Raw genomic sequence first — 26,822 nt, 5'->3', positions numbered from 1 at the left:
AAGATGGGCTTATAGCTCAGCTGGTTAGAGCGCACGCCTGATAAGCGTGAGGTCGGTGGTTCGAGTCCACTTAAGCCCATGACTTATAAACGTGAGATTGAGGAGGTAAGGCCCACTTAAGTCCACTTTATAAGCCTAAACTAATTGAATATGGGGGATTAGCTCAGTTGGGAGAGCGCCTGCCTTGCAAGCAGGAGGTCACGAGTTCGAATCTCGTATTCTCCACTTGATAATGAAAACTCATTATCATCTATGTACCTTGAAAATTGCATATAAGAAATAGAAATGATAAGATTTTTAAATATCTTAATCAAGACATCCGAGGTAATTGTTATAAACAGAGTAATAATTACTGTCTGAAGAAAACAGACGTAAATAAAATTGACCTTAAGCCAACGCCGATAACGCTATATCGGTGTAGTGATCATCCATTCCCGTGGATGAGAACAAGTTGGTCATGCTAGAAAGAGCGTATGGTGGATGCCTTGGCACTAAGAGCCGATGAAAGACGTGATAAGCTGCGAAAAGCTTCGGGGAGGAGCAAATATCCTTTGATCCGGAGATCTCTGAATGGGGAAACCCACTTGAGCAAACCTCAAGTATCCTTAAGCCAATACATAACTTAAGGAAGGGAACCCGGTGAACTGAAACATCTAAGTAGCCGGAGGAAGAGAAAACAACATGTGATTCTGTGAGTAGCGGCGAGCGAAAACGGAAGAGCCCAAACCGGGGTGCGTGCATCCCGGGGTTCGGACCGCATAATTGATTCAACGAATTTAGCAGAACGGTTTTGGGAAAGCCGGCCAGAGAGGGTGAAAGCCCCGTAAGCGAAAGATGAGTTGACATGGCGGTATCCAGAGTAGGTCGAGACACGTGGAACCTTGACTGAANNNGCGGGGACCACCCCGTAAGGCTAAATACTCCTTAGTGACCGATAGCGCATAGTACTGTGAAGGAACGGTGAAAAGGACCCCGGGAGGGGAGTGAAACAGAACCTGAAACCATATGTTTACAAGCTGTGGAAGAGCTTTATATGCTCAACCGCGTACTTTTTGTAGAACGGTCCGGCGAGTTGCGCTGGCTGGCGAGGTTAAGCACCAAAGGTGTGGAGCCGAAGGGAAACCAAGTCTTAATAGGGCGAATGAGTCAGTCGGAGCAGACCCGAAACCGGGTGATCTATCCATGTCCAGGTTGAAGTTGCCGTAAAAGGCAATGGAGGACCGAACCCACATCCGTTGAAAAGGGTGGGGATGAGGTGTGGATAGGGGAGAAATTCCAATCGAACCCGGAGATAGCTGGTTCTCCTCGAAATAGCTTTAGGGCTAGCCTCATATAAGTCTTGCGGAGGTAGAGCACTGAATTTCCTAGGGGGCGTCAAAGCTTACCGAAGAATATCAAACTCCGAATGCCGTGTAGATGTTGTATGGGAGTCAGACTGTACGAGATAAGTTGGACAGTCAAAAGGGAAAGAGCCCAGACCTGCAGCTAAGGCCCCAAAATGTGTGTTAAGTGGAAAAGGATGTGGGATTTCAAAGACAACTAGGATGTTGGCTTAGAAGCAGCCATACATTCAAAGAGTGCGTAATAGCTCACTAGTCGAGAGGTCCTGCGCCGAAAATGTCCGGGGCTGAAACACACTGCCGAAGCTCAGGAATGATCCTAGATCATTGGTAGAGGAGCATTGTATACGGGACGAAGCAGTACCGATAAGGAGCTGTGGACTGTATAGAAGAGAGAATGCCGGAATGAGTAGCGAGAGGAAGGTGAGAATCCTTCCGGCCGAATATCTAAGGTTTCCAGAGTAAAGCTGATCTGCTCTGGGTAAGTCGGGGCCTAAGGCCAGGTCGAAAGACGTAACCGATGGACAACAGGTTGAAATTCCTGTACCTTAAGTAAACAGAACTGTGGGGACACGTGTGGAGAGCACAAGCCGGAAATGGAAAAGCCGGTGCAAGCGGGGTAGGAGATGAATAGGCAAATCCGTTCATCAATCCGAAGACGTGATGCGGACCGAATTAAGAGTAGGGAAGTGTGTGAGCCATGCGTCAAGAAAAGCCGCTATTGTTTTACTTAAGCCCGTACCGTAAACCGACACAGGTGGATGAGGAGAGAATCCTAAGGCCGACGGGAGAAGCATTGTTAAGGAACTCGGCAAAATGACTCCGTAACTTCGGGAGAAGGAGTGCCAGCGAGAGCTGGCCGCAGAGAATTGGCCCAAGCAACTGTTTAGCAAAAACACAGGTCTATGCAAAACCGTAAGGTGAAGTATATGGGCTGACGCCTGCCCGGTGCTGGAAGGTTAAGAGGAGAGGTTAGCGGTAACGCGAAGCTTTGAATTTAAGCCCCAGTAAACGGCGGCCGTAACTATAACGGTCCTAAGGTAGCGAAATTCCTTGTCGGGTAAGTTCCGACCCGCACGAAAGGCGTAATGATTTGGGCACTGTCTCAACAATGCACCCGGTGAAATTGAAATACCAGTGAAGATGCTGGTTACCTGCGCCAGGACGGAAAGACCCCATGGAGCTTTACTCCAGCTTGATACTGGGATTCGGTATTGCATGTACAGGATAGGTGGGAGGCTAGGAAGTGATGACGCCAGTTGTCACGGAGCCGCTGTTGGGATACCACCCTTGCAGTATTGGATTTCTAACCAGCGACCATGAACTGGTCGGGGGACAATGTCAGGTGGGGAGTTTGACTGGGGCGGTCGCCTCCGAAAGGGTATCGGAGGCGCTCAAAGGTTCCCTCAGAATGGACGGAAACCATTCGAAGAGTGCAAAGGCAGAAGGGAGCTTGACTGCGACACCGACGGGTGGAGCAGGTACGAAAGTAGGACTTAGTGATCCGGTGGTATAAAGTGGGATTGCCATCGCTCAACGGATAAAAGCTACCCTGGGGATAACAGGCTTATCACTCCCAAGAGTTCACATCGACGGAGTGGTTTGGCACCTCGATGTCGGCTCATCGCATCCTGGGGCTGAAGTAGGTCCCAAGGGTTGGGCTGTTCGCCCATTAAAGCGGTACGCGAGCTGGGTTCAGAACGTCGTGAGACAGTTCGGTCCCTATCCGGCGTGGGCGTAGGATATTTGAGAGGAGCTGTCCTTAGTACGAGAGGACCGGGATGGACTGGCCGCTGGTGTATCTGTTGCATACCAAGTGCATGGCAGAGTAGCCAAGCCGGGACGGGATAAACGCTGAAGGCATCTAAGCGTGAAGCCCCCCTCAAGATGAGATATCCCTACGTAAGTAGTAAGACCCCTTGAAGACGACGAGGTAGATAGGTCAGAGGTGGAAGTACAGTAATGTATGGAGCTGACTGATACTAATCGGTCGAGGGCATGACCAAGCAAGGTGATAGGTAGGATGAAGAAAATATTTCTTGTATGCAGTTTTGAAGGTACATAAAAATAAAAAAGCAAGTAAAAACCCTTGTCAAAAGAGACAAAAGGGTTTATACTATATAAGTATTCCTCGATAGCTCAGTGGTAGAGCATTCGGCTGTTAACCGAAGGGTCGTTGGTTCGAACCCAACTCGGGGAGTTAAAGACAGAAATCGATTTGATTTCTGTCTTTTTATGTTATAAGAGAGTACTTTATAATGAATGAGAAGGATAAATAATATGAAATACATTTTACAAACAGATAATGAAACAATAGAGATTCCGATTATACGATCAAAAAGGAAGACACTGGGGTTAGAAGTGAAATATGATGGTACAGTAAATGCAAGAGTTCCAATGCGGGCACCAAGAGAGATTATAGAAAGATTTATCCGGGAACATGAAGCATGGATTATAAGAAAGCGGCAGGAATGGAGTCTGGCTGGAAACAATCGGGATGATATGTCAGGTCTTCCACCGATCGAGACAAAAGAAGGAAAAGCGAAGATCAGACAGTATATAGAAGGGCAAGTTGAATATTATGCAAAAATAATGGGTGTTACATATGGAAGGATATCTATGCGTAATCAGAAAACACGATGGGGAAGCTGTAGCAGCAATGGAAATCTGAATTTTAATAATCGATTGTTATTTGTGCCAAAAGAACTGGTTGATTATGTAGTGGTGCATGAATTGGCACACAGAAAAGAGATGAACCATTCGAATGCATTTTGGAATGTGGTAGAGAAGTATATGCCGGATTATGAAGAACGCAGGAAAAAACTAAGGGAGTATCATATAGAATAAGAAGGAATACACAACAATCATAAGAAAACATTTACTTAAAGAAAAATATATAGAAAACTTCTATAAATAATAATACTTATAGAATATGTGCAAAAGATACAAAAATTAACAAATGCTTTGTAGGACAATGACGATGAAAAATAATTTGAAGATGTTAAAATGTTAACTTGTTAGGAATAGAAATAACAGGTCTGGAGTAGGTGAAATGTTTAAAGTAAGTTATTTTTTGGAAGTCCTGCCGATTATTGCAAGTAAAGTTAATATTACATTTGAATTAACGATAGCTGCGACAATATTTGCACTGATCGTGGGAGTCATTATTGCAATCATCGGTTATTACAAAATTCCGGTATTGTATCAGCTGACAAGAGTGTATGTATCCATTATGCGAGGTACACCGGTCGTAGCACAGTTGTATTTCTTCTATTATGGAATTGCATTATACAGTGCATTTGTGAGAAATATGACACCACTTATCGCTGTAGCGGTAGTTATGAGTTTTAATATGGGAGCTTTTATGTCAGAAAGTATCAGAGGAGCATTATTATCCGTTGATGAAGGACAGAAAGAAGCTGCATATTCACTGGGAATGACGAATTTTCAGCTGGTTACGAGAATCGTAATTCCACAGGCTGTACGTGTGGCATTACCGCCGCTTTTTAACGACATCATTAACCTGATCAAAATGACTTCGCTTGCATTTATGCTTGGTGTACCGGATATCATGGGAGCTGCCAAGATTGAGGGAGCCAGAACGTTCAGATATTTTGAAATTTATGCTGCCGTTATGCTGGTGTACTGGCTGATTATATTTGTGCTTGGAATCTTACACAAATTATTAGAAAAGAAATGTGCAAATATGTATTAAGACAAGATCTTAAATGGAACAACCCCATTAAGATAGATACATTATCATTTATGTGAAAAAGAGGAGATTAAGTATTATGAAAAAACGTGTATTAGCTGCTTTATTAGTAACTATGATGACAGTAGGAACTGTTGCAGGATGCGGAAGCAATGCCAAATCTGATGATTCAGATAAAAAAGCAAGTTCAGAGTCTAAGAGTGATGACAAAAAAGATTCCGGAAAGAAAGTAACAGTTGTTACATCTGGAACAGGAGAACCATACAGCCTTATTTCTGATGATGGAAAATGGACAGGTATCGACGCAGAGATGTGGGATGAAATTGAAAAACGTACCGGATGGGAAGTAGAAGTAAAACAGGCTTCTTTCGATGCTATGTGGGGAGAACTGGATACAGGACGTGCTGATGTAGTTGCAAACTGCCTTGCAGTAAAAGAAGAAAGAACAGACAAATATAATGCAACAATCCCATACTACGGAGATTCACAGTGCATTATCGTAAATGATGATTCTGATTACAAGACATCTGATGATTTAAAAGGAAAGACTGTAGGATGTACAAACGGACAGGCTGCACAGACAATCATCGAAGACATGGCGAAAGAAAAAGGATTTACAGTAAAACTTTATGAAGACAGTGCTGTAGGTATGAACGATCTGAAACTTGGAAGAATTGATGCATATGCGAATACAACAACAAATGTAAACGCATTTACACATAACAATACAGATGCAAAATTCCGTTTCTTTGATGAACAGCTTCTGGCAAATAATGTAGCTTATTTCCTCCAAAAAACAGATGACGGAGATAAACTGACAAAAGAATTAGATGATGTAATCCAGGATATGTTAGATGACGGAACAGTAGCAAAGATTACTGAAAAATGGATGTATGCTGATATGACAAAATTAATCCAGAAATAAGAAAAGTCAGGAAGATTAAAACGTATGGGAACAGAAACACAGTTGGTTAAGGTTGAACATTTATATAAAGAATTTGATGAAAATACAAAAGTATTAGAAGATATCAATCTGACAATCAATAAGAATGAAGTGATTGCAATTTTAGGACCTTCGGGAACTGGTAAATCTACATTACTCAGATGTCTGAATTACCTGACAGTACCGACAAAGGGAAAAATAACAATTGGTGATGTAACGGTAGATGCACAGAACCATACAAAGAAGGATGTAATAGAATTGAGAAAACATTCTTCCATGGTATTTCAGGGATATAATCTTTTCAAGAATAAGACTGCATTAGAAAATGTAATGGAAGCGCTGACCGTTGTACAAAAAAAGTCAAAGGCAGAGGCGGAAAAAATTGCGTTAGAACTGCTGGATAAGGTAGGAATGAGTGAAAGAAAGGACTTTTACCCATCGAAACTGTCCGGAGGGCAACAGCAGAGAGTTGGAATTGCAAGAGCACTTGCAGTAAATCCGAATGTGGTATTATTTGATGAGCCGACATCGGCATTGGATCCGGAACTGGTAGGAGAAGTACTGAATACGATTAAATCTCTTGCCGAAGAAGGAACGACAATGATTTTGGTTACGCATGAGATTGGATTTGCAAGAGAAGTAGCAAGCAGAATCCTGTTCATGGACGGAGGAAGAATTGCAGCCGATGGAAGACCGGAAGAAATCATCGATCATCCAGAGAATCAAAGACTTCAGCAGTTCCTGAATTTTGTTAATCGGAAATAGAATGGCTGAAAGGTCTGCACAGGGTTTGTGCAGGCCTTTTTTGAGGAGTTGGTACAATGAGTAATATAAATGATAAGATAAGACAAATTGCAAAAGAGACAGAACCGGAACTGATCCGCATCAGAAGAGAACTGCATCAGTATCCGGAACTTGGAATCGACCTTCCAAAGACACACGAGATCATCAGCCGTGAATTACATAAGATCCCGGGGCTTAAGATAAGAGAACATGCTGCCGGTGGGTATGGTCTGATCGCAGAACTTAAGGGGAAGAAAGAGAATGGGAAAAATGTTTTGCTGCGGGCGGATATAGATGCGCTTCCACTGGAAGAAAAAGTGGAAAGCACTTACAAGTCCAGGCATGACGGACGTATGCATGCATGCGGACACGACGGACATGCGACATGGCTGATCGGTGCGGCAAAGATTCTGGCACAGTTGACAGATGAATTCGGTGGATGCATAAGATTCGCATTTCAGCCGGGGGAAGAAGTCGGACTTGGCGCGGATACGATGATAGAAGAAGATAAAGTACTGGAAGATCCGAAGATGGATATGGCATTTGCCGCACATGGATGGCCGTCTGTAGAGAGTGGTAAGATCGGAATCGTGAGACGCTATGCATTTGGCTGTGTGGGAGATTTTAAAGTCAGAATTATCGGAAAGAAGGGGCATGCATCATGGCCGGAGCAGACGATTGATCCGATTGCGGCAGCGAATGAGATTTACCAGCATATTCCGGCAATACTGACACGTACGATCGGTGGAACAGAGCCTAAGATCATGTCAGTTACTTATATGCAGGCAGGGAATGTGAATGTCAGAAATATCATTCCGCAGGACTGCGTATTTGGCGGAACGATGAGAGCCGTAAAAAGAGAAGTTCTGGAAAAAATGAAAACAGAACTGGAAAAAGAGATAAAAGGAATCTGCCAGGTATACGGAACTTCTTATCAGGCAGATATCAGGATTCACGGGGGAAGTGTAAAGAACGCTCCGGAATTATTAAACGGAGTGAAAAAGTCAGTAGCCGATGTACTTGGAAAGGAAAATGTTTATATTATAGAAGAAGATAATCTTGGCGGAGAAAATTTTGCAGAATATAGCTGTCGTGTTCCGGCGGTCTATATGTTTATTGGAATTAAACCGGAAGAGAAAGAAGCAATTCCGGGTCTGCACAGTCCGGAATATCAGTTTGATGATACGGTACTGGCAGGAGCGGCTGCCGCATTTGCCAATATTGCGATTCACGGCTGTATGGGAGAACTGAAGGAAAATTAAAAAGAACAGGAGAGGTATCAGAATGGAAAAGCTGGTTTATGTAGATCGAAGAAATACAAACTGTAATAAATGGGACGGACAGCAGAAAATGTTCGGAGAAGAAGGACTTCATGCAATGTGGGTGGCAGATATGGACTTTCGTGTACCGGAGTGTGTAGTCAGCGCACTTAGGGAATATGTGGAATCCGGAGTGTATGGGTATTATAAGATTCCGGATGCTTATTATCAGGCATTCATTGACTGGGAGAGGGAGCATCACGGATATGAAGTGAAAAAAGAATGGATCCGGTTTTCACCGGGAGTTGTAGCAGGATTCCACTGGCTGTTGCAGATTCTGACAGAAGAAAATGATGCGGTAATTGTAAATACACCGGTATACTATCCGTTTTTAGACGCAGTAAAGAACAATCACAGAAATTTAATCTGTTCCGATCTTAAGAACGAGAATGGAGAATACTCGATTGATTTCGATGATTTCGAGAAAAAGATCACAGATCATCAGGTGAAATTATTTATTTTGTGTTCACCACATAATCCGGCGGGAAGAGTATGGAAAAAAGAAGAGTTAAAGCGGCTTTTTGAAATCTGCAGAGCGCATCAGGTGTATATTATATCAGATGAGATCCATCAGGATCTGGTATTTGGAGAGAATAAGCATATCCCATCTTTGTCAACCGGAGAGTATGATGATATTATGGTATCGATCATGGCTGCATCGAAGACATTCAATATTGCGGGTGCACAGAATTCTATGGTGATCATTCCGGATGAAAAACTTCAGGAAAAGTGGGATGCTTATGTAAAAGGCAACAGAGTACTGGGAGGAAATGCTTTTGGTTATGTTGCAGCTCAGGCTGCATATGCAGGAGGCAATGAATGGCTGACACTGGTATTGGATCAGATTGAAGAGAATTATCAGTACCTGAAAGCAGAACTTGCAGAAAAACTTCCAGAGGCAGTTGTAACTCCATTGGAAGGAACATATCTGTGCTGGATTAATCTTGAAGCATATGTAAGAGCAGATGAGATGAAAGAAGTAATCCAGAAGAAATGCCGCTTGGCTGTTGATTTCGGTGACTGGTTCGGCGGAGAACGGTTTGCTGCATTTATAAGAATGAATCTCGCGACATCAAAAGAGAATGTAGAGATTGGTGTCAATGCACTGATTGCGAATTTAGTGAGAAAATAGTTATAGAAATTATCAATAAGACGAAATCACGGCATATGATTTTCTATTTGACAGAAATAATTTTCTACGAGAAAATATCTGTATATGGAGTGAAAAAGATATGTACGAGATTGAAGTCTGTTATAAAATAATTTTTGAAGCAATGCTGGAAAAACCAGTATTAAAAAGTATTGCAGAAAAGATAAATGAATATACAGGTGCGAAAGTAATATTTGTGTCAGGGACAGGAAAAATCCTGGCATATTCGCATACCTGTGAACAGGATGGCAGCGAATCCATCAGATGGAAGCATGTGACATTTTCAGACTATAAGAAATTCTGCCAGGAAGCTGATACGAAAGAACATCAGCTTGTACTTCAACCTGTTGAAACAATGGGAAGGTTAGCTGGATATGTAGTTATTCTATATAGTGAAGAGGAGTCCCGGCGGTTTTTTGAAGAATTGGGAAGTGTGATCGGACAGGCAGTAAGGCATCAGTTTGAAGATGTGGTAAAAGAGACGATGATTTTACAACCGATGCGCGAAGCCATACTTGCCTGGAGTCTGTTTCACGGGAAAGCAGATGGGATCCAGCAGACAGAAAAAATATGGACAGGACAATGCATAGAAGTATTAATGTTAAAAAAGGATATTCAGGAAAAGAATGTATTGTGGATAAAAGAAATATGGGACAGATATTGTATCTGCGAAGAGACAGACAGGATCCAGATATTATTTTATGGATTAAGAGCGAAAAATACGGAAGAAATTTACCAGAAGATCATGGAAAAAAAGATTGGATGCAGCATCAGTGAACCATTTGGGAAATTAGACAGATGTGTTACAAAGTACGAGTTGTTAAAACGTATGTCTATGGTAAACGGACTGGAAAATGACCCGGTTATGAAACGGGAAAAGGAATGGTCGGTACAGGGACTTTACACATATACAACACCGCTCTTTAAAGAAGCGGGATTAAGTGATTACCGATTGTTACGGCTGCTTCAGGAAGACCGAGAGAATAATACGCAGCTCTACTATACATTAAAGGTATATTTGCTGAATGAAAATAATGTAACAATGGCAGCAGACAGCCTTCATATTCACAGAAATACATTGGTCTACCGGTTAAAGCAGATCAGGGAATGTATAGAAGCTGATATCAATGATAACGAAACAGCAAGGGAACTGCTGGCATTTATGATGATGTATGATATATCGAGACAAGATGAGAAAAGGCAGAAGTAAGGAGAGCATATATGAAACTGGTGCAGGATTTACCAGAGATATTTGAAGAGTTTGGAGAAAAAAAGAGAGAAGCATTTTTGGAAATAAAAGAATATAAGGATAAGGGAATTCCGGTTATAGGGATGTATTGTGCTTATTTCCCGACAGAACTTGCAATGGCAGCGGGAGCAATCCCGGTAGGTCTTTGCTCTTTTTCCAATGAGACGATCACGGCTGCGGAACGCGATCTGCCGAAAAGTATGTGTCCGCTGGTAAAATCCAGTTATGGATTTGCAATCAGTGACAGATGTCCGTTTTTTCATTTTGCTGATCTTGTGATCGGAGAGACGACCTGTGACGGAAAAAAGAAGATGTATGAGCTGATGGCAGAGTTCAAACCTGTTCATGTAATGGAACTTCCGAACAGTCAGTCTGAAAGAGGACTTGCTTTCTGGAAGAGTGAGATCATCCGGACGAAAGAATATCTGGAAGAGTTCTTTCATATGGTAATTACAGAAGAGATGATCCGTGATGCCGTACATTTGAATAACCAGATCCGTACCTCTTTGAAAAATCTCTGCGAAGTGATGAAAATGGATCCGGTACCGGTAAGGGGGGAGGATATCCAGAAGATGGTCCAGGGAAGCAAATACAGGTTCGATTTTGCGACGACTCCAGGCGTGGTGAAAGAAGTGATCGATAAGATCATGACAGAATACAGACAGGGAAAGCATCTGGAAAAGCGGCCGAGAATACTGGTGACAGGGTGCCCGATCGGCGGGGACAGCCTGAAAGTGATCCGTGCGATAGAAGATAATGGCGGAGTTGTTGTGGCAATTGAAAACTGCAGTGGTGTGCGGACACTGGGGAGTCCAGTGGAGGAAGACTGTGAAGACATTTACGAGGCTATTGCCAGAAAATATCTGTCAACAGGATGTTCGATCATGACGCCGAACGATAACCGGATCGATCTGATCGGTGAGATCATAGAGGAATATCATGTAGACGGAGTGGTAGAGATGATACTGACCGGATGTCATGCAACAGGGGCGGAGTCTGTTTATATCAGAAAATTTGTAACAGAAGAGAAACATCTGCCATATATTGCCATTGATACGGATTATTCTACTGCAGATCAGGGGCAGATTGCTACCAGACTGACAGCATTTTTGGAAATGATCCAGACGGAGACAGAAAAACGTATAGATATCAATTATTGTTATAAGATTGTACTGACGGGACTAACGGAGCAAAAGTCAGGAAAGGAAATTCTGGAAGAGATATGGAAATATACGCATATTCCGGTAGGCATAAAGGCCGGTGAACAAGAGGTAGAAGATTGGATCGGGATCAGCAGGGAAGAAGCAGAGCAGGAAAACAATAAAAGGATGGAATATAAGCTGTCAGAGAAGAATGGTGTTGTAATGGCAGTTGTTCCGGATGATGTCAGTAAGGAAAATGTAGAAGAACTGTTGGAGCTTTTGGCAAAAAGTTATCATATGAGAGACAATAGCCGTGAGACAGAAGAAAGAGAAATTCCGGATTATATGTGGATTATGGCAGAAGAAGCAAAAGACCTTATACATATCGGACAGGAGCTTGCAAAACAGATCGGAGAGAAAAAAATAATAGCAGGACTGAAATTGCGGCAGATGCAGGATAACGAATTATTCCTGTCAGGAATGGAAGGAAAAGAAGCCCGAAACTGTGTAATTGATATATGCCGGAAATCTATGGCAGATGCAGATGGAAAAGTGATAATTGGAAATGGATTTCCAGACTGTGAGAAAAAAGAAGAGAACAGGCAGCTTCAGTGGCAGGTGATGAATATAGCTTCAAGGCAGAAACAGAAAGAATCGGTAATACTTGTAGAGAATTATTACCATGAACTTGCAATCGACTGTATCAGTGAACATCTGGGACAGGAAAAAGTATATATGGAAGAGTTAGAAATTCTGAAAGAAGAGGACCGGAAAACAGGAAAAGAACTTTATGAGACATTGTACTGGTATCTCCGGATGAAACGAAATGTTGCACAGACGGCCGCAAGACTTAGGATTCACCGGAATACATTGTTGCCAAGAATTGCACGGATTAATGAACTGTTGGATATGGATGAAAAAGACGGAATGGAATGTGAAGGAATTCTGTTGGCAATGGAGATAGAAAAGCTAAAAAATGACTGATACGCTTGGTATCAGTCATTTTTTAAAATTTATTAACATTTCCTTCAAGGACTGAGAGGCCGCTTCCCCAGTTAATAAATTAAATCCCAAAACAACACATCTTACACATCCCGGCACTGCTTCAAATACTGCCTCGTATAAGTGCAGACTGCAAAGCATTTTCCACACAGATCTGCATCAATCCCCGTGCTTTTTTGCATGATCTCACGACATTTCTTATGACACGTGGAGATGGCTATGATATTTTCGCAAGATATGCCGGGACGCCACAAAGTATTTTTCAGGGCATGTGCCGGGCAAGATCTGACACAGGCATGGCAGGCACCGCACTGGGAGTGTGTGACCGGGGTATCGCAGGTCAGCGGGGCATCGGTCAGAAGAGAAGAAAGCCTTACGGCAGAACCATATTGTGGTGTTACCAGCCGGTTGTTTTTACCGATCCAGCCAAGACCGGCTCGGGTGGCAATCGTTTGATGTGACAATGGAATACAGTTATCTGAATCTGTCATTTTCTGGTCTGTCGTCCGGGCATAAGCATGATAGCCTTTGTCAGTCAGGTATTTCGCACCGGCAGTTACGATGGTGTTCAGTTTGTCGCTCAAAGAATTGTAAAGTTCGTAGTATTCTCTTGTTGGAGCAAGCTGAAGGCCTTTGATGACGTGTTTCGGTAACGGGATTGCGACTGCAATACCGACCGGGTAGTCAGAAGATGGAACTGCGGTCAGATCCCCAATTCCGACCAAAGCAGCACCCTGCGAGATTAGATAATCTCTGAATTCTTTTGTGGGATTCATAAAATCCCTCCTTTCAGAACATTTCCGTTCATTGACTTATTGTACATTCAATTTTACAATAGAATGCAGAAGAAAGATAGTGGGAAAGGAAACTATTATGGAAAGTAGAATGACGGAATTAATGGAAGCAATTCAGGAAAGTGAAGGACAGGCCGAACGCAGGGTGCTTACTTTGCTGGGAGGCAGATGCATTTCTGAAAAGGCACTGGTCATAGATGGAAAAATTGTCTGGGAAAGCAGGAAAAATGGTTATTTTCATGGATATACAGATGAGATAAAGAATATTACAGAAAGTGGAATCACCTATATTGGAAATGAGAAAGTATTTTGCGATACATTGGGGCAGGAAAAACAGATTGTGATCTGTGGTGCCGGTCATGTGTCGATTCCGGTGATTAAAATGGCAGTGATGATGGACTGTGAGGTAATTGTACTGGAAGATCGTCCGATGTATGCGGATCATGCAAGACTGGCCGGGGCGTCACAGGTTATCTGCGAACCATTCGAAGAAGCACTGGACAAGATACAGGGAAGTGCGGATACGTATTTTGTGATCCTGACGAGAGGACACCGGTATGACCAAATCTGTCTGGAGAAAATAGCCGCAAAAGAGCATGCCTATATCGGTATGATCGGAAGCCGCAGAAGAACAGCACTGGTAAAACAAAGTCTGGCGGAAAAAGGCGTGGATCAGGAGGTGCTGGATGCAGTGTATACACCGATCGGTCTGGATATCGGAGCGCAGACACCGGCAGAGATCGGAGTGGCAATTATTGCAGAGATTATTGAAGTAAAGAACAGGAAGAAACGGACTTATGGATATTCCAAAGAAATTATGCGTGCGCTGACTGCTCAGGAACCGTATCCGGAAAAGAAGATAATGGCAACGATCATTACCAGACATGGTTCCGCACCACAGGGGCTGGGAACCAAAATGCTGATATACAGAGATGGCCGCTGCGTTGGGACGATCGGCGGCGGATGTATGGAAGCAAGAGTCATCCAGATTGCCAGACTTATGGCAGCAGGAGAGGGAGAACAGGCAAGGATCTGCCATGTAGACATGACCGGAAATGAAGCCGCAGAAGAAGGTATGGTCTGTGGCGGGGAAGTGGATGTATTTCTGGAAATCGTCTAAGCGCGGAAAACAGAATCATCGGAGGCATTAAAAAGATGATAGAAGTAGAGGTAAAAATACCCATTGAAAATATAGAAAAGATAAAGCAAAAATTGCTTGAAACAGGGTTCATATATCAGAAAACCGTTGTGGAGACGGATACTTATTTTATCAGCGATCACTATGATATGCGGAAGAAGGACAAGGCACTGCGCATCCGTAAGATGGAGAATCTGGATACGGGAGAAGTAAAAGCACAGCTCAACTGCAAAGGACCGAAATTAGACCAGGTATCCATGACCAGGAAAGAAACAGAGATTGATATCTATGAGCCGGAAAAGATGGAAGACATTCTTAAAGAACTTGAATTTTATCCAGCATCTTGCAGAGTGAAGAAGACAAGAGGTTATTATATAAAAGATCATATGACAGCGGCTGCAGATAAGGTAGAGAATCTGGGCAACTTTTTGGAATTGGAAATAATTGTTGCAAAAGAAGAAGAACGAGCAGGTGGATTGGATATGATATATGAGCTAATGAGAATGTTGGGATGCGAAAAGACAGAGACAGTAAGGGATTCATATTTGTCAATGTTAGAAAAACGAGGTAACTAGCATCAGAAAGATCCATGAGGGACAGATAAAAAGCCAAATTTCCTGTCCCCGTGGTTATTGACAAAAATTATCGATAAGTCTATACTAACCTTACGAGTTGAGAAAAATTATCAGTAACAGTGAAAATAATACCACTGCCTGTAGATAAATTTGGAAGGAAGTACAGACGATGACATTAAAAGAATTACCAATCGGCAAAAGTGCAACATTGACAGTCGTAGGTGGAGAAGGTGCATTGAGACAGCATTTTCTGGATATGGGGCTTATTCCGGGGGCAGACGTTACCATGGTAAAATACGCACCAATGGGTGATCCGGTGGAACTTCGTATCCATAGTTATGAACTGACACTCAGGCTTGCAGATGCGGAAAAGATAGAGATTACAGATGTCCGTGATGAGATTAAGATTAAGAATCAGATTCCGAAAGAGAAGATTGATCATCCGGGACTTGGAGAAGGTGGAAAATATCATGAAAAAGCAGATGAGAATCCACTGCCGGATGGAACAACACTGACATTTGCACTGGCAGGAAATCAGAATTGCGGAAAGACGACACTGTTCAACCAGCTGACCGGCTCTAATCAGCATGTGGGAAATTTCCCGGGAGTGACAGTTGACCGTAAAGATGGAGTGATCAAGGAACACAGTGATACCCTGGTGACAGATCTGCCGGGAATCTACTCTATGTCGCCGTATTCCAGTGAAGAGATCGTGACCAGGAACTTTGTGTTAAATGAGCATCCAAAGGGAATCATCAATATCGTGGATGCAACCAATATTGAGCGGAACCTGTATCTGACCATGCAGCTGATGGAGCTGGATATTCCTATGGTTCTGGCACTGAATATGATGGATGAGGTGCGGGACAACGGCGGTTCGATCCTGGTAAATGAGATGGAGCAGGAACTTGGAATACCGGTTATTCCAATCTCGGCTGCGAAGAATGAAGGAATTGGCGAACTGATCGAGCATGCCGTGCATGTGGCAAAATATCAGGAAAGTCCGGGGAGACAGGATTTCTGTGATGCAGATGACCATGGCGGAGCAGTACACAGATGCCTGCACGGGATCATGCATCTGATCGAGGATCATGCAAAGAAGGCAGACATTCCGGTAAGATTTGCGGCATGCAAACTGGCAGAAGGGGATGAACTGATCCTGGAACAGCTCAAGCTGGATGAGAATGAAAAACAGCTCCTGGAGCATATTGTAAAGCAGATGGAACAGGAACGTGGACTTGACCGGTCCGCAGCAATTGCAGATATGCGTTTTACATTTATTGAGAAGATCTGTGATGCTACGGTTGTGAAGCCGAAAGAAAGCAAGGAACATCTGCGAAGTGCGAAGATGGATAAGATCCTGACGGGAAAATATACAGCTATTCCATGCTTTGTTGCAATTATGGCGGCTGTATTCTGGCTGACATTTAATGTGATCGGAGCTGCGTTGTCGAATCTGCTGGATATGGGAATCTCTGCACTTACGAATCTGGTAGATGGTGCGTTGACATCCTGGAATGTCAATTCCGTTATTCATTCGCTGGTAATCGATGGAATCTTTAACGGTGTGGGAAGTGTGTTAAGTTTCCTTCCGGTTATCGTTACCTTATTCTTTTTCCTGTCCATTCTGGAAGACAGCGGATATATGGCAAGAGTTGCATTTGTGATGGATAAATTACTCCGTAAGATCGGACTTTCCGGACGGAGTATCGTACCGATGCTGGTAGGATTCGGATGTACGGTTCCCGGTGTTATGGCGAGCAGGACACTGCCTTCGGAGAGAGACCGTAAGATGACGATCCTTCTGACACCATTTATGAGCTGCTCGGCGAAACTCCCGATTTATGCATTTTTTACGGCGGCATTTTTCCCAAAACAAGGAGCAGTAGTGATGGTAGCGTTATATTTTGGTGGAATACTGATGGGAATACTGATGGCGCTGCTTTTAAGAGGAACGATGTTCAAAGGTGAGGCCGTACCGTTTGTCATGGAACTTCCGAATTACCGTATGCCGGGAGCAAAGAATGTAGGGCAGCTTCTGTGGGAAAAAGCAAAGGACTTTTTGCAGAGAGCATTTACCGTAATCTTCTTTGCAACAATTATCATCTGGTTCCTGCAGACATTTAACTTACACATGAATGTGGTAGCAGATTCCAAGGACAGTATCCTGGCAGTTGTGGCAGGAATCATTGCACCGGTATTCCTTCCGCTTGGTTTCGGAAACTGGAAGATTTCTACTGCACTGATCACAGGATTTATGGCAAAGGAAAGTGTGGTATCTACGCTTTCGGTACTCTTTGGAAGTACGGCAGAACTGACGGGAGCAATTACGCCGGTGGCAGCAGCAAGCCTTTTGGTCTTCTGTCTGTTGTATACACCATGTGTTGCGGCTATTGCATCGATCAAGAGAGAACTTGGCGCAAAATGGGCGGCATATGTGGTGCTGGGACAATGTATGGTTGCGTGGATCGCAGCATTTATCGTGCATCTGATTGGTACGTTGGTAATGTAAAGAGGCATAAAAAACCTCCTGTGGATGGAATTAGATATGTTCCATTCACAGGAGGTTTTTGCTGTATATATTAAATTACATGCTCTGCTTTGGCTATTTGTTCCTTTATCTTATACCTTCCGCTGCGCCGGAGACTTGCGAATAAAGAGCCTGAAATATTGTGCCATACACTGAAGATTGCTCCAGGCAGTGTGGCAAATGGGTTTGCAGCAAAGTTTGCGGTGGCGAGTGTGATAGCAAGACCGCTGTTCTGCATACCGACTTCAATCGCAAGGGCAGTTGCTTTGTCATATTCCACATGGAAGATGCGTCCGGCAAGTAATCCAAGTCCCATACCTGCAAGATTATGTAAGATAACGATACAGAGTACGAGGAATCCGGATGTCATGATTTTTTCCGCATTTACTGCGACGATTCCGCTGATGATCATGACGATGGATACAACGGAGATCAGCGGAAGGATGCCGGATAATTTCTCAATATGTCTGCCGATCAGTTTGCGGAGAAGGATACCCAGAAGAACCGGGATCAGTACGACCTTTACAACCGAGATTACCATTCCCGGAAAAGATACCTGAACCCATGCACCGGCAAGTAAATATACCAGAAGAGGTGTCATAACCGGTGCTGCCAGAGTTGAAGTGATCGTCATACCGACAGAAAGTGCAACATCACCACCTGCGATATAAGTGATCACATTGCTGGCAGTTCCGCCAGGGCAGCATCCGACCAGGATGACACCAAGTGCGATATCCGTTGGCAGATGAAGGAGGACCGAGAGTCCCCATGCGATCAGCGGCATAATCGTATATTGTGCGGCAAATCCGATAATGATCTCTTTGGGTCTGGTAAATACCACTTTAAAATCTCCGATATGAATCGTCAGTCCCATGCCGAACATGGCAACGCCGAGAAAGATCGAAGTATAGTTTGTAGTCCATGCAAATCCATCACGCCAGAAGAAGGCAATGACAGAAAAGCAGATAATGATCATTCCAATATATTTGGTAAGAACAGAGCTGATCCGTGATAATACCTTTGTTATCTGCTCCATATATTATACCTCGTAACTGAAATTGTCGATGAGTCGGGTCTTTCCGATATAAACTGCCATAGCAACCAGGACGTCAGCATTTACAGAGTCAACAGGCTGCATGCTGAGTGCATCGACCATGGATACGTAATCGATACGTGCCAGCGGTTCACCGTTTATGATCTCACACATCGGTTCTAATACTTCAGATGCGGCAATACCATTTCGGATCAGTTCCTGACCTTTCTTTACAGCTTTTGAAAGGCAGAGGGCAGCTTTGCGTTCTTCGCAGCTTAAGTATGTATTACGGGAAGATTTGGCAAGTCCGTCTTCTTCACGTACGATCGGGCATCCGACAATCTGGATATCAAAGTTCAGATCCAGAACCATTTTGCGGATGATAGCAAGCTGCTGTGCATCTTTCTGTCCAAAGTAAGCACGGTTTGGTTTTACGATGTTAAATAACTTTGATACAACGGTACACACCCCTTTGAAATGGATCGGACGCGTCTTACCGCACAGCGTATCAGATAAAGTATCGATACTGACAAATGCGTGTGGATCATGATACATTTCTGCCGGTGACGGACAGAAGATCAGATCTGCTCCGATGCTTTCACAAAGTGCACTGTCGCGGTCAAAGTCTCTTGGATAAGCTTCCAGATCTTCATTCGGTCCAAACTGTGTCGGATTGACGAAATCAGATACAACAACGATATCATTTTCCTCGCGGCAGCGACGGATCAGACTGGCATGTCCCTCATGGAGATATCCCATAGTAGGGACAAGACCGATGGTCTTACCTTCTTTTTTCCAGTTATTTACGAGTTCTCTTGTTTTTTCAATTGTGTTAGTTACCTGCATTGGTATTCTCCTTTATTCGTTATAATTCGGAGAGTTCTCTTCTGAATACACTGTGATCTCAGGTGATTGCATGTAATAAAATATGTTGTGATAATTGAGTATCTTTTTATTCCATGTCTTTTAACAGTCCGTGACGTTCATAATTGGTCACGCGGCTTACCTTGTTCTCCTCATCTACGAATACAACCGTAGGTTTGTGTTCTTTTGCTTCATCTGGCGTATACTGTCCGTAAGCCATGATGATGATCTTATCTCCGGTACTGACACATCTTGCAGCAGCTCCGTTTAAGCAGATCATTCCACTTCCACGCTGTCCGCTGATGGTGTACGTTTCGAAACGGCTTCCGTTGTTTACATCAACGATCTGGACTTTCTCATATTCGAGAATTCCAGCAGCCTCCAGTAATGCTTCATCCACCGTAATGCTTCCTACATAATCAAGTTCTGCCTGAACGACAGTAGCGCGGTGGATCTTTCCTTTTAATAATTCAAGTGTCATCTCATATATCCTTTCCTTTTAAGGAAAAAAATTCAGCCAGAATATATCTGGTCCTGAGTCTTATTTCCTGAAAATATAAGCTCATTTTTGTTGAAAATTATGAGATTCCAGTGATTCAGTTCTGAGTATGGTTCTGTCAGGGACAGATACCGTCTCCGTTGTTCATTATAAAAAGGCAGAAAAGGTATGTCAATCTATGTATACGAAAAAAAAACAGAACCGGATTTCTGAAATTATAAATCCGGCTCTGTATTATTTCTTATTATCTTTTTTTCTTTTCCCTTGCAAGGAGTGCGGCACCAAGTGCACCTGCATATCTTCCGTGTTCGGTAGGTGATACAGTCTGTCCGAGTTTCTGTGAGAGAATCTTCGTAAAGTAGGTGCTGTTACTGAGTCCGCCAGTCAGGATCACTTTCTCCGGCAGGTTTTTCTTCATGGCAAGCTGTGCCACCTTATTGGCAACGGAATCTACAACACCGGCTGCGATATCTTCCCGCTTCTGTCCCTCACCGATATAGTTGATGACCTCAGATTCGGCAAATACCGTACACAGGGAACTGATCGGAAGAACAGTTCCTTTATCCGCCATATCAAACAGTTCCTGCAGGGTAACACCTAAGCGGTTTGCCATAATCTCCAGAAATTTACCGGTTCCGGCAGAACACTTATCATTCATCTGGAAGTCCTGTACCATACCGCCGGACACCAGGATGATCTTGGTATCCTGTCCGCCGACGTCGATAATTGCACATTCATCACCGGCCATCTCACGGCCGCCTCTTGCATGGCAGGTAATCTCTGTGATAACATGATCAGCAAAATCTACGGCAACACGGCCATATCCGGTTGCGACAACTTTCGAATCGTCCGATAACACATCAATACCATCTTCTAATAAACGGTCTTTGATCGTCTGGCAGGTTTCTTTACTGCTCCATCCGGTCGGCAGTACAAAATGTAGATCGTGATCTCCTTTTACAGCAACTTTGGATGCGGTAGATCCGATATCAATTCCAATATAATTCATAAATTCTTTCCTCGCTTAACACTAATTTTTTAACAATATCTGTCCCGCCGTGGATTAATATCCCGTTCAATGGCGGCAATTTTCAAAATCTCAATATGATTCTCGTCGATGAATTTCCGGATCGCTTCCAGATCCTCTTCTCTGACGAGCAGTGAGATGCCGCAGCACTTACTGGCTACGCGCGGCGTAGGAGCGATGGTGGCCTTGATACCGGCTTCTTTTAATATCCCACACAGACGCATCCCGTTGTCATGGTTGGGAAATAATACATAATGCTGTATCTTTTGCATGATCTGTTACCTCGGTTACTTATTTATTATCTAACATTTCGATAAATGCACTGATTCTGGTACGAAGCTGTCCGGCATCGCTGTCGGTGTAATCAGTCTCGATTCCAAGAACAGGGATTCCGGCTTCTTTCATTGCTTTCTCTACGGAATATCCCTCGGTATCATACAGGTTACAGAACTTAAGGTTCACATCAATGATACCATCAACTTTGTATTCTTTTGCAAGACGTAAGATGTCATCGATACGTCCTTCATTCGGTGTAAAGCATGCACAATTGATCTTCATGTATCTTTCGGCCAGAGCCATGTACTGGTCTTCCAGGGTTGTCTTGCTTTCATCAACAAGATTTTCGAAATATCTGGTTCCGGTACACATCTCTTCGCAGACGATCGCTGCTCCGCTGGTCTCTACAATATTATGAAGCTTCCAGTTCGGAATTGCAAGAGGAGTTCCGGTTAGCATGATACGTTTGGTTCCGGCAGGGACAACACTCACACCGTCTTTCACTCTCTGATCCAGCTCGTCGCATAACTTGTTTGTCATCTGTGTAAATCTCGCAGGATCATCATAGAATGCAATCTGAGAGATCAGGAGCACATCACATCCGCTGATCGGAAGATTCTCATTCTTGCGCAGGTTGTAAAGACGTTCCAGGGCTTTTCGTTTATTATTAATTAATGTAATGCTTTTTGCCAGTTTTTCAGCAGTTACTTCATTTCCGGTAAATTTTTCCACGACATTCTTAAATGTCTCGATTTCTTCTGCCCAGGCCCGGATATCTTTGGCACGCTTCATTTGTGGAAGATCCATGACATGTAACGGTACATCTTTAGAAAGAATCTCCCATGCTTTCTTCTTACCATCGCAGGTTGTCTCCCCAATGAACATATCTGCGATACGGAAGAATGGACAGGTACGGTCAAGACGTGCACCGACAGATGCCTTGATCAGTGGACAGGTATTGGCAGGCAGGACTTTCTCTCCGCCAGGAACCCAGAACTGGGATCCGCCACATAATCCGGTAGCAATGGCATCTGCTGCGAATACGATTTCATCCGGTACATATACACAGAATGTACCGAATACTTTCCCGCCTTTTTTCTGATGTTCGATCAGTTCCGCAGGACGGATACCATGAATATCGGCAACCACCATATTATAATAGTCCATAGAATCCGGACGGTTTTCCTGTGATAAAAATACATCCCCGAATGCCTGCGGCAGTACTGCGCAGAGCTGGTCATGCAGGTCTACATCCATCCCAAGTTCTTCCCACATTTTACGATAATCAGCCATTTTAAAATACCTCCTTATAGTGTAATTGATCCGATGTTATCGATAAAATAACCGTAACACGTTTGGAAGACCAGGGCAATGCATACCGGAGGAATTGGTTATAGATAATTCACAAGTTCGATAAGATATATTTGTAAATTCTATACTGAGAATAATTCTCGCAACCCGTCGATGCAGCAGTCAATTTCTTCTGTGGTATTGAAGTGGCTGAAGGCAAAACGGATGGTTCCATGTGGCATGGTATGCAGGGCCTGATGTGCCATCGGAGCACAATGAAGACCGACTCTTGTCATGATCCCGTAATCCTGTTCCAGAGAAAATGCAATCTCGGCATTATCATACTCCGGAAAATCAAGAGAGACGACAGCAAGCCGGTCCTGAATCGTCTGTTTTCCCGCAATATGTGCCTGTGGGATTTCCTGTATTCTTTTAAGAAAATATCCGGTCAGTTCCATTTTCTTCTGATGGATAGCCGGAATGCCTGCTTCTTCCAGATAAGTCAGGGCAGCGTGAAGTCCGATGATACCCGGAAGATTCATGGTACCGCTTTCGTACTTGTCCGGGAGATAGTCCGGCATAAGGAGTGAATCCGACTGGCTTCCGGTTCCGCCTGCGATCAGAGGCGTCAGTTCATGATCCAGTGCTTCCGATATCAGAAAGCCGCCGATACCCTGGGGACCAAGCAGACCCTTGTGTCCGGTAAAAGCAAGAAAATCAATATTACATTCCTGCATATCGATATCGACAGAACCGGCACTCTGTGCAGTGTCTACGGCAAAGAACAGATGATGACGCCGGCAGATATCACCAATCTCCCGGATCGGCAGAATGGTTCCGCATACATTGGAAGCATGAAGCATGATGACTGCTTTTGTCTCCGGGCGGATCAGTGCTTCGACAGATTCCGGTTGCGTTGTACCATCTGTTTCAGCAGGGATCATCGTGTAATGAATGTCCTGTGAAGCAAGCTGGCAGAGCGGACGCATCACGGCATTATGTTCCAGGCTGCTGACCAGTACGTGATCTCCGGGTCTCAGGAGACCTTTGATCAGATAATTCAGGGAATAAGTGATTCCCGGTGTGAATATGACATGTCTGGAATCCGGTGCATGAAAAAGTCTGGCGAGCTGCATACGTGTGAGAAGCACCAGACTTTCCAGCTCATACGCACCTTCATAATTTCCCCGGTTGATATTGAAGGCGCCGGATTCTAAAAGTTCTGACATAGAAGAGGCAACTTGGGGTGCTTTCGGCCAGGATGTGCTGCCATTGTCAAAATATATTTTTTGATTCATATCGAAAACCTCCATAAGACATTATATAGTTCGTGTAGCATTTATCGATATTGTAACAGATTACCGGATGGAAAATACAGAGGATTATCAAAAATAATATAGCTTTGTACGTTATCATAGAGAAAACAAATGATGATTATAGATAAAAATGATAGAATGAACCGATTTATTAATATTTCCTATTAGGTAAAATGAAGTGTGAGTGGTATGATAGTCTTATGAAAAATTTATCAAAAAATTAGGAAAAATACGGAGGAATTTTAATATGGAGTTAATTAAAGAACTGCCGGAAGTGTTCGAAGAATTTGCCGAGCAGCGTCAGAAATCATTTATGGCAATGAAAGGATTAAAGGATCAGGGAGTTCCGGTTGTCGGAGCATATTGTACTTATTTCCCGGCAGAGATCGCAAGAGCAATGGGAGCAGTTACGGTAGGCTTATGTTCTGTATCCGATGAGACCATTCCAGATGCAGAGAAAGACCTGCCAAAGAACTTATGTCCATTGATCAAATCAAGCTATGGATTTGCCAAGACTGATAAATGTCCATTTTTCTATTTCTCAGATGTAGTTGTTGGGGAGACAACCTGTGACGGAAAGAAGAAAATGTATGAGTATATGTCAGATTTCAAAGATGTATTTGTGATGGAACTGCCAAATACACAGAGTGAGATGGCATTACAGCTGTGGAAGAGTGAGCTGATCCGTTTCAAAAAATATCTGGAAAAGAAATTCGACGTAGAGATTACAGATGAAGCTGTATTAGAGGCTGTAAAAGAAGAAAATAAAGTAAGAAAAGCTATGAAAGAGCTGTATCACGTTATGACACTTGACCCTGCACCAATCAAAGGCGGTGACCTGTTCAAAGTATTATACGGAAGTGGATTCAAGTTTGACCGTAAAGCAATTCCGGCAGAGATCGAAGCAATGAGAGAGAAGATTGAAAAAGAATATGAAGAAGGAAAGAGACTTGATAAGATGCCTCGTATTCTGATCACCGGATGCCCGATCGGAGGAGCAACTGAGAAAGTGATCCGTGCAGTAGAAGACAATGGTGGAGTTGTAGTAGCGTTCGAGAATTGCAACGGAGCAAAATCTTTCGATAAATTAGTTGACGAAGAGAATCCGGATGTATATGATGCACTGGCAAGACGTTACCTGAATATCGGATGTTCCGTTATGACACCGAATCCAAACAGACTGGATCTCCTTGACCGCCTGATCGATGAATTCAAGGTAGACGGAGTTGTAGAGATGACACTTCAGGCCTGTCATACATATAATGTTGAGTCACTCTCTATCCGCAAATTTGTAAATGAGAAGAAAGGAATCCCGTATATCAATGTAGAGACAGACTACTCACAGGCTGATATCGGACAGCTGAATACCCGTATTGCGGCATTTATAGAGATGCTGTAGGGCAGAGCTAGATCCACTCATTGAAAGCTGACTACCGTAGCGCAATTGGGATTTAATTCAGAAAGGCTGTGGATACCGAACCGGAATAAAGCTTGGAAAGGCGTTCCTGTTCAGGTTCCATCGGCGGGTCAATTCTAAAGGGGCAAAATTCTGCTAAAAGCAGGCTTTCAAAATTTGAAACTCGGCATACGCCTCAGACAGTCAAATTTTGAAAACCTAACGCAGAATTTTACCCCTTAAGAATTACCAACGCCTCTTCCACATTCACTGGAATGCCTTTCCAAGTTTTATTCCGTGTGTATCAAATGCCTTACGAATGAAATGGCAAATGCGTAACCGTAGTGGCTTCCACCGGGTTACACTTCCGGGCATTTCATTTATTAATATCCGCTGCCAGTCGCGACTTGAAGGAAACAATAGATAAGGATTATTGTGAATGTGGAATGCCGTTAGAAACAATTAGAGAGTCAGAAGCACCGTTAAAGGAACGAAGCGAACGTGTTTGAGGCGAACGCCGAGTTTGAGCGTAGTTCCTTTGCTTTTAGGTGATTCTGACTCTCTTAGTGTTTCTTATGGTATGGAACCTGAACAAGAAGCCTTATCTATTGTTTCCTTCAAGGACTGAGAGGCTGCTTCCCAGTTAATAAATTAAATCCCAATTAAATTCCAATTAAAGTAGAAAAGATGATATAATTATAATACAAATATGCCCACACGGAGGAAACGTATATGAGTGAATTTGTGACCTTAAAAGATGTCAGGAAGATATATAAGATGGGGGAAGTTGAGATCATGGCAGCAGCCGGAATCGACTTTGAGATTAAGAAAGGGGAATTCGCAGTTGTAGTCGGACCCAGTGGTGCAGGAAAGACAACGGTGCTGAATATTCTTGGGGGAATGGACACCGCTACGTCGGGACAGGTGCTGGTTGACGGTCAGGACATTGCAACGTATTCGACGAAGCAGTTGACGGCATACAGAAGAGATGATATCGGATTTGTCTTTCAGTTTTATAACCTGATTCCGAATCTGACAGCACTGGAGAATGTAGAACTGGCTCTTCAGATATGTAAGGATCCAATGGATGCACAGGAAGTTCTGGAAGAGGTCGGACTGGGAGAAAGACTGGATAATTTTCCGGCGCAGCTGTCGGGAGGGGAACAGCAGAGAGTGTCGATCGCAAGAGCACTGGCAAAGAATCCGAAGCTGTTACTCTGCGATGAACCGACCGGTGCGCTGGATTATAATACAGGAAAATCCATTTTGAAATTATTACAGGATACCTGCCGGAACAGTGGAATGACGGTGATTCTGATCACACATAATTCGGCAATTGCGCCAATGGCAGACCGGGTGATCAAGATTAAAAACGGCCGGGTGGATAAGATCATACAGAATCCGCAACCAGTTCCGGTTGAGACCATAGAATGGTAAAAGGCAG

At 43.5% G+C, this 26,822-nt stretch carries 21 protein-coding genes, 3 tRNA genes and 1 rRNA gene; 17 read left to right on the top strand and 8 right to left on the bottom strand.

Annotation, left to right across the window (positions count from 1 at the left end; translation table 11 throughout):
* The first annotated feature begins 5 nt into the window (after positions 1-5).
* The 12 genes from OCV72_RS06845 to OCV72_RS16610 all read left to right on the top strand — a co-directional run bounded on the left by OCV72_RS06845 (position 6) and on the right by OCV72_RS16610 (position 12,622).
* Positions 6-79: transfer RNA gene (locus OCV72_RS06845), tRNA-Ile, on the top strand.
* Between the two features lie 73 nt (positions 80-152).
* Positions 153-225 (top strand) — tRNA-Ala (locus OCV72_RS06840).
* 228 nt (positions 226-453) lie between these two features.
* Positions 454-3,346, top strand: a 23S ribosomal RNA gene (locus OCV72_RS06835).
* Positions 3,347-3,468: 122 nt separating this feature from the next.
* Positions 3,469-3,540, top strand: a tRNA-Asn gene (locus tag OCV72_RS06830).
* 80 nt (positions 3,541-3,620) lie between these two features.
* Positions 3,621-4,187 carry a M48 family metallopeptidase gene (locus OCV72_RS06825; protein ID WP_055282835.1) on the top strand — a complete coding sequence of 189 codons (567 nt, stop codon included), beginning with the start codon at positions 3,621-3,623 and terminating at the stop codon, positions 4,185-4,187.
* Between the two features lie 205 nt (positions 4,188-4,392).
* Positions 4,393-5,055: an amino acid ABC transporter permease gene (locus OCV72_RS06820; protein WP_028086778.1), complete on the top strand. Its 663-nt coding sequence runs from the start codon at positions 4,393-4,395 to the stop codon at positions 5,053-5,055.
* Between the two features lie 76 nt (positions 5,056-5,131).
* Positions 5,132-5,977: a transporter substrate-binding domain-containing protein gene (locus tag OCV72_RS06815; protein ID WP_044920568.1), complete on the top strand. Its 846-nt coding sequence runs from the start codon at positions 5,132-5,134 to the stop codon at positions 5,975-5,977.
* A 42-nt stretch (positions 5,978-6,019) separates the two neighbouring features.
* Positions 6,020-6,760, top strand: coding sequence for an amino acid ABC transporter ATP-binding protein (locus OCV72_RS06810; RefSeq protein ID WP_044920574.1), 741 nt, complete (start codon positions 6,020-6,022; stop codon positions 6,758-6,760).
* A 56-nt stretch (positions 6,761-6,816) separates the two neighbouring features.
* The gene (locus tag OCV72_RS06805; protein ID WP_055282833.1) at positions 6,817-8,040 is read left to right on the top strand and encodes a M20 metallopeptidase family protein; all 1,224 of its coding nucleotides are present in this window, start codon (positions 6,817-6,819) and stop codon (positions 8,038-8,040) included.
* Between the two features lie 22 nt (positions 8,041-8,062).
* Positions 8,063-9,229, top strand: coding sequence for a MalY/PatB family protein (locus OCV72_RS06800; protein ID WP_055282830.1), 1,167 nt, complete (start codon positions 8,063-8,065; stop codon positions 9,227-9,229).
* A gap of 100 nt (positions 9,230-9,329) precedes the next feature.
* Positions 9,330-10,457 carry a helix-turn-helix domain-containing protein gene (locus OCV72_RS06795; protein ID WP_055282828.1) on the top strand — a complete coding sequence of 376 codons (1,128 nt, stop codon included), beginning with the start codon at positions 9,330-9,332 and terminating at the stop codon, positions 10,455-10,457.
* Between the two features lie 11 nt (positions 10,458-10,468).
* The gene (locus OCV72_RS16610) at positions 10,469-12,622 is read left to right on the top strand and encodes a double-cubane-cluster-containing anaerobic reductase (protein WP_055282826.1); all 2,154 of its coding nucleotides are present in this window, start codon (positions 10,469-10,471) and stop codon (positions 12,620-12,622) included.
* A 101-nt stretch (positions 12,623-12,723) separates the two neighbouring features.
* On the opposite strand, the gene OCV72_RS06780 is transcribed toward OCV72_RS16610, so the two are convergent.
* A complete protein-coding gene (locus OCV72_RS06780) occupies positions 12,724-13,416 on the bottom strand; it encodes an epoxyqueuosine reductase (protein WP_055282824.1) in 693 nt (230 codons plus the stop codon).
* A gap of 97 nt (positions 13,417-13,513) precedes the next feature.
* Here OCV72_RS06780 and OCV72_RS06775 point away from each other — a divergent pair, with 97 nt between their 5' ends.
* From OCV72_RS06775 to feoB, 3 genes are all read left to right on the top strand, one after another.
* The gene (locus OCV72_RS06775; RefSeq protein ID WP_081021026.1) at positions 13,514-14,554 is read left to right on the top strand and encodes an XdhC family protein; all 1,041 of its coding nucleotides are present in this window, start codon (positions 13,514-13,516) and stop codon (positions 14,552-14,554) included.
* Positions 14,555-14,589: 35 nt separating this feature from the next.
* Complete coding sequence (gene cyaB / locus OCV72_RS06770) at positions 14,590-15,147, top strand: class IV adenylate cyclase (protein ID WP_055282822.1); 558 nt, start codon at positions 14,590-14,592, stop codon at positions 15,145-15,147.
* Between the two features lie 169 nt (positions 15,148-15,316).
* The gene (feoB, locus tag OCV72_RS06765) at positions 15,317-17,659 is read left to right on the top strand and encodes a ferrous iron transport protein B (protein WP_055282819.1); all 2,343 of its coding nucleotides are present in this window, start codon (positions 15,317-15,319) and stop codon (positions 17,657-17,659) included.
* A gap of 70 nt (positions 17,660-17,729) precedes the next feature.
* Here the strand turns inward: feoB and OCV72_RS06760 are convergent, their stop codons facing one another.
* The 7 genes from OCV72_RS06760 to OCV72_RS06730 all read right to left on the bottom strand — a co-directional run bounded on the left by OCV72_RS06760 (position 17,730) and on the right by OCV72_RS06730 (position 23,964).
* Positions 17,730-18,713: a bile acid:sodium symporter family protein gene (locus tag OCV72_RS06760; protein ID WP_055282817.1), complete on the bottom strand. Its 984-nt coding sequence runs from the start codon at positions 18,711-18,713 to the stop codon at positions 17,730-17,732.
* A 3-nt stretch (positions 18,714-18,716) separates the two neighbouring features.
* Positions 18,717-19,556 (bottom strand): pantoate--beta-alanine ligase, encoded by an 840-nt coding sequence (gene panC / locus OCV72_RS06755; RefSeq protein WP_055282815.1) that lies wholly within the window; start codon positions 19,554-19,556, stop codon positions 18,717-18,719.
* A 106-nt stretch (positions 19,557-19,662) separates the two neighbouring features.
* A complete protein-coding gene (gene panD, locus OCV72_RS06750; protein WP_055282813.1) occupies positions 19,663-20,055 on the bottom strand; it encodes an aspartate 1-decarboxylase in 393 nt (130 codons plus the stop codon).
* 262 nt (positions 20,056-20,317) lie between these two features.
* Positions 20,318-21,082: an acyl-CoA dehydratase activase gene (locus OCV72_RS06745; protein ID WP_055282811.1), complete on the bottom strand. Its 765-nt coding sequence runs from the start codon at positions 21,080-21,082 to the stop codon at positions 20,318-20,320.
* Between the two features lie 29 nt (positions 21,083-21,111).
* Entirely contained in the window at positions 21,112-21,372 is a 261-nt protein-coding gene (locus OCV72_RS06740; RefSeq protein ID WP_055282808.1) for a putative Se/S carrier protein, read from the bottom strand.
* Between the two features lie 19 nt (positions 21,373-21,391).
* Positions 21,392-22,669 (bottom strand): double-cubane-cluster-containing anaerobic reductase, encoded by a 1,278-nt coding sequence (locus OCV72_RS06735; RefSeq protein ID WP_055282806.1) that lies wholly within the window; start codon positions 22,667-22,669, stop codon positions 21,392-21,394.
* A 140-nt stretch (positions 22,670-22,809) separates the two neighbouring features.
* A complete protein-coding gene (locus tag OCV72_RS06730) occupies positions 22,810-23,964 on the bottom strand; it encodes an aminotransferase class V-fold PLP-dependent enzyme (protein WP_055282803.1) in 1,155 nt (384 codons plus the stop codon).
* A gap of 265 nt (positions 23,965-24,229) precedes the next feature.
* On the opposite strand from OCV72_RS06730, the gene OCV72_RS06725 reads away from it, so the two are divergent.
* A complete protein-coding gene (locus tag OCV72_RS06725) occupies positions 24,230-25,381 on the top strand; it encodes a double-cubane-cluster-containing anaerobic reductase (protein WP_055282801.1) in 1,152 nt (383 codons plus the stop codon).
* A 729-nt stretch (positions 25,382-26,110) separates the two neighbouring features.
* Complete coding sequence (locus OCV72_RS06720) at positions 26,111-26,815, top strand: ABC transporter ATP-binding protein (RefSeq protein ID WP_055282798.1); 705 nt, start codon at positions 26,111-26,113, stop codon at positions 26,813-26,815.
* Positions 26,816-26,822: the final 7 nt, after the last annotated feature.

Origin of the sequence: Dorea amylophila, from assembly GCF_025567265.1 — a bacterium.
Classification (GTDB): Bacteria; Bacillota; Clostridia; order Lachnospirales; family Lachnospiraceae; genus Dorea_A; species Dorea_A amylophila.
Note: the sequence above shows the minus strand (reverse complement) of the source record. Positions and strands in the feature narration are given on the sequence as shown.

Coding starts and splice junctions, on each gene's coding strand:
- OCV72_RS06825 (WP_055282835.1), top strand. CDS start 3,621: ATGAAATACATTTTACAAACAGATAATGAAACAATAGAGATTCCGATT.
- OCV72_RS06820 (WP_028086778.1), top strand. CDS start 4,393: ATGTTTAAAGTAAGTTATTTTTTGGAAGTCCTGCCGATTATTGCAAGT.
- OCV72_RS06815 (WP_044920568.1), top strand. CDS start 5,132: ATGAAAAAACGTGTATTAGCTGCTTTATTAGTAACTATGATGACAGTA.
- OCV72_RS06805 (WP_055282833.1), top strand. CDS start 6,817: ATGAGTAATATAAATGATAAGATAAGACAAATTGCAAAAGAGACAGAA.
- OCV72_RS06800 (WP_055282830.1), top strand. CDS start 8,063: ATGGAAAAGCTGGTTTATGTAGATCGAAGAAATACAAACTGTAATAAA.
- OCV72_RS06795 (WP_055282828.1), top strand. CDS start 9,330: ATGTACGAGATTGAAGTCTGTTATAAAATAATTTTTGAAGCAATGCTG.
- OCV72_RS16610 (WP_055282826.1), top strand. CDS start 10,469: ATGAAACTGGTGCAGGATTTACCAGAGATATTTGAAGAGTTTGGAGAA.
- OCV72_RS06780 (WP_055282824.1), bottom strand. CDS start 13,416: ATGAATCCCACAAAAGAATTCAGAGATTATCTAATCTCGCAGGGTGCT.
- OCV72_RS06775 (WP_081021026.1), top strand. CDS start 13,514: ATGGAAAGTAGAATGACGGAATTAATGGAAGCAATTCAGGAAAGTGAA.
- cyaB (WP_055282822.1), top strand. CDS start 14,590: ATGATAGAAGTAGAGGTAAAAATACCCATTGAAAATATAGAAAAGATA.
- feoB (WP_055282819.1), top strand. CDS start 15,317: ATGACATTAAAAGAATTACCAATCGGCAAAAGTGCAACATTGACAGTC.
- OCV72_RS06760 (WP_055282817.1), bottom strand. CDS start 18,713: ATGGAGCAGATAACAAAGGTATTATCACGGATCAGCTCTGTTCTTACC.
- panC (WP_055282815.1), bottom strand. CDS start 19,556: ATGCAGGTAACTAACACAATTGAAAAAACAAGAGAACTCGTAAATAAC.
- panD (WP_055282813.1), bottom strand. CDS start 20,055: ATGACACTTGAATTATTAAAAGGAAAGATCCACCGCGCTACTGTCGTT.
- OCV72_RS06745 (WP_055282811.1), bottom strand. CDS start 21,082: ATGAATTATATTGGAATTGATATCGGATCTACCGCATCCAAAGTTGCT.
- OCV72_RS06740 (WP_055282808.1), bottom strand. CDS start 21,372: ATGCAAAAGATACAGCATTATGTATTATTTCCCAACCATGACAACGGG.
- OCV72_RS06735 (WP_055282806.1), bottom strand. CDS start 22,669: ATGGCTGATTATCGTAAAATGTGGGAAGAACTTGGGATGGATGTAGAC.
- OCV72_RS06730 (WP_055282803.1), bottom strand. CDS start 23,964: ATGAATCAAAAAATATATTTTGACAATGGCAGCACATCCTGGCCGAAA.
- OCV72_RS06725 (WP_055282801.1), top strand. CDS start 24,230: ATGGAGTTAATTAAAGAACTGCCGGAAGTGTTCGAAGAATTTGCCGAG.
- OCV72_RS06720 (WP_055282798.1), top strand. CDS start 26,111: ATGAGTGAATTTGTGACCTTAAAAGATGTCAGGAAGATATATAAGATG.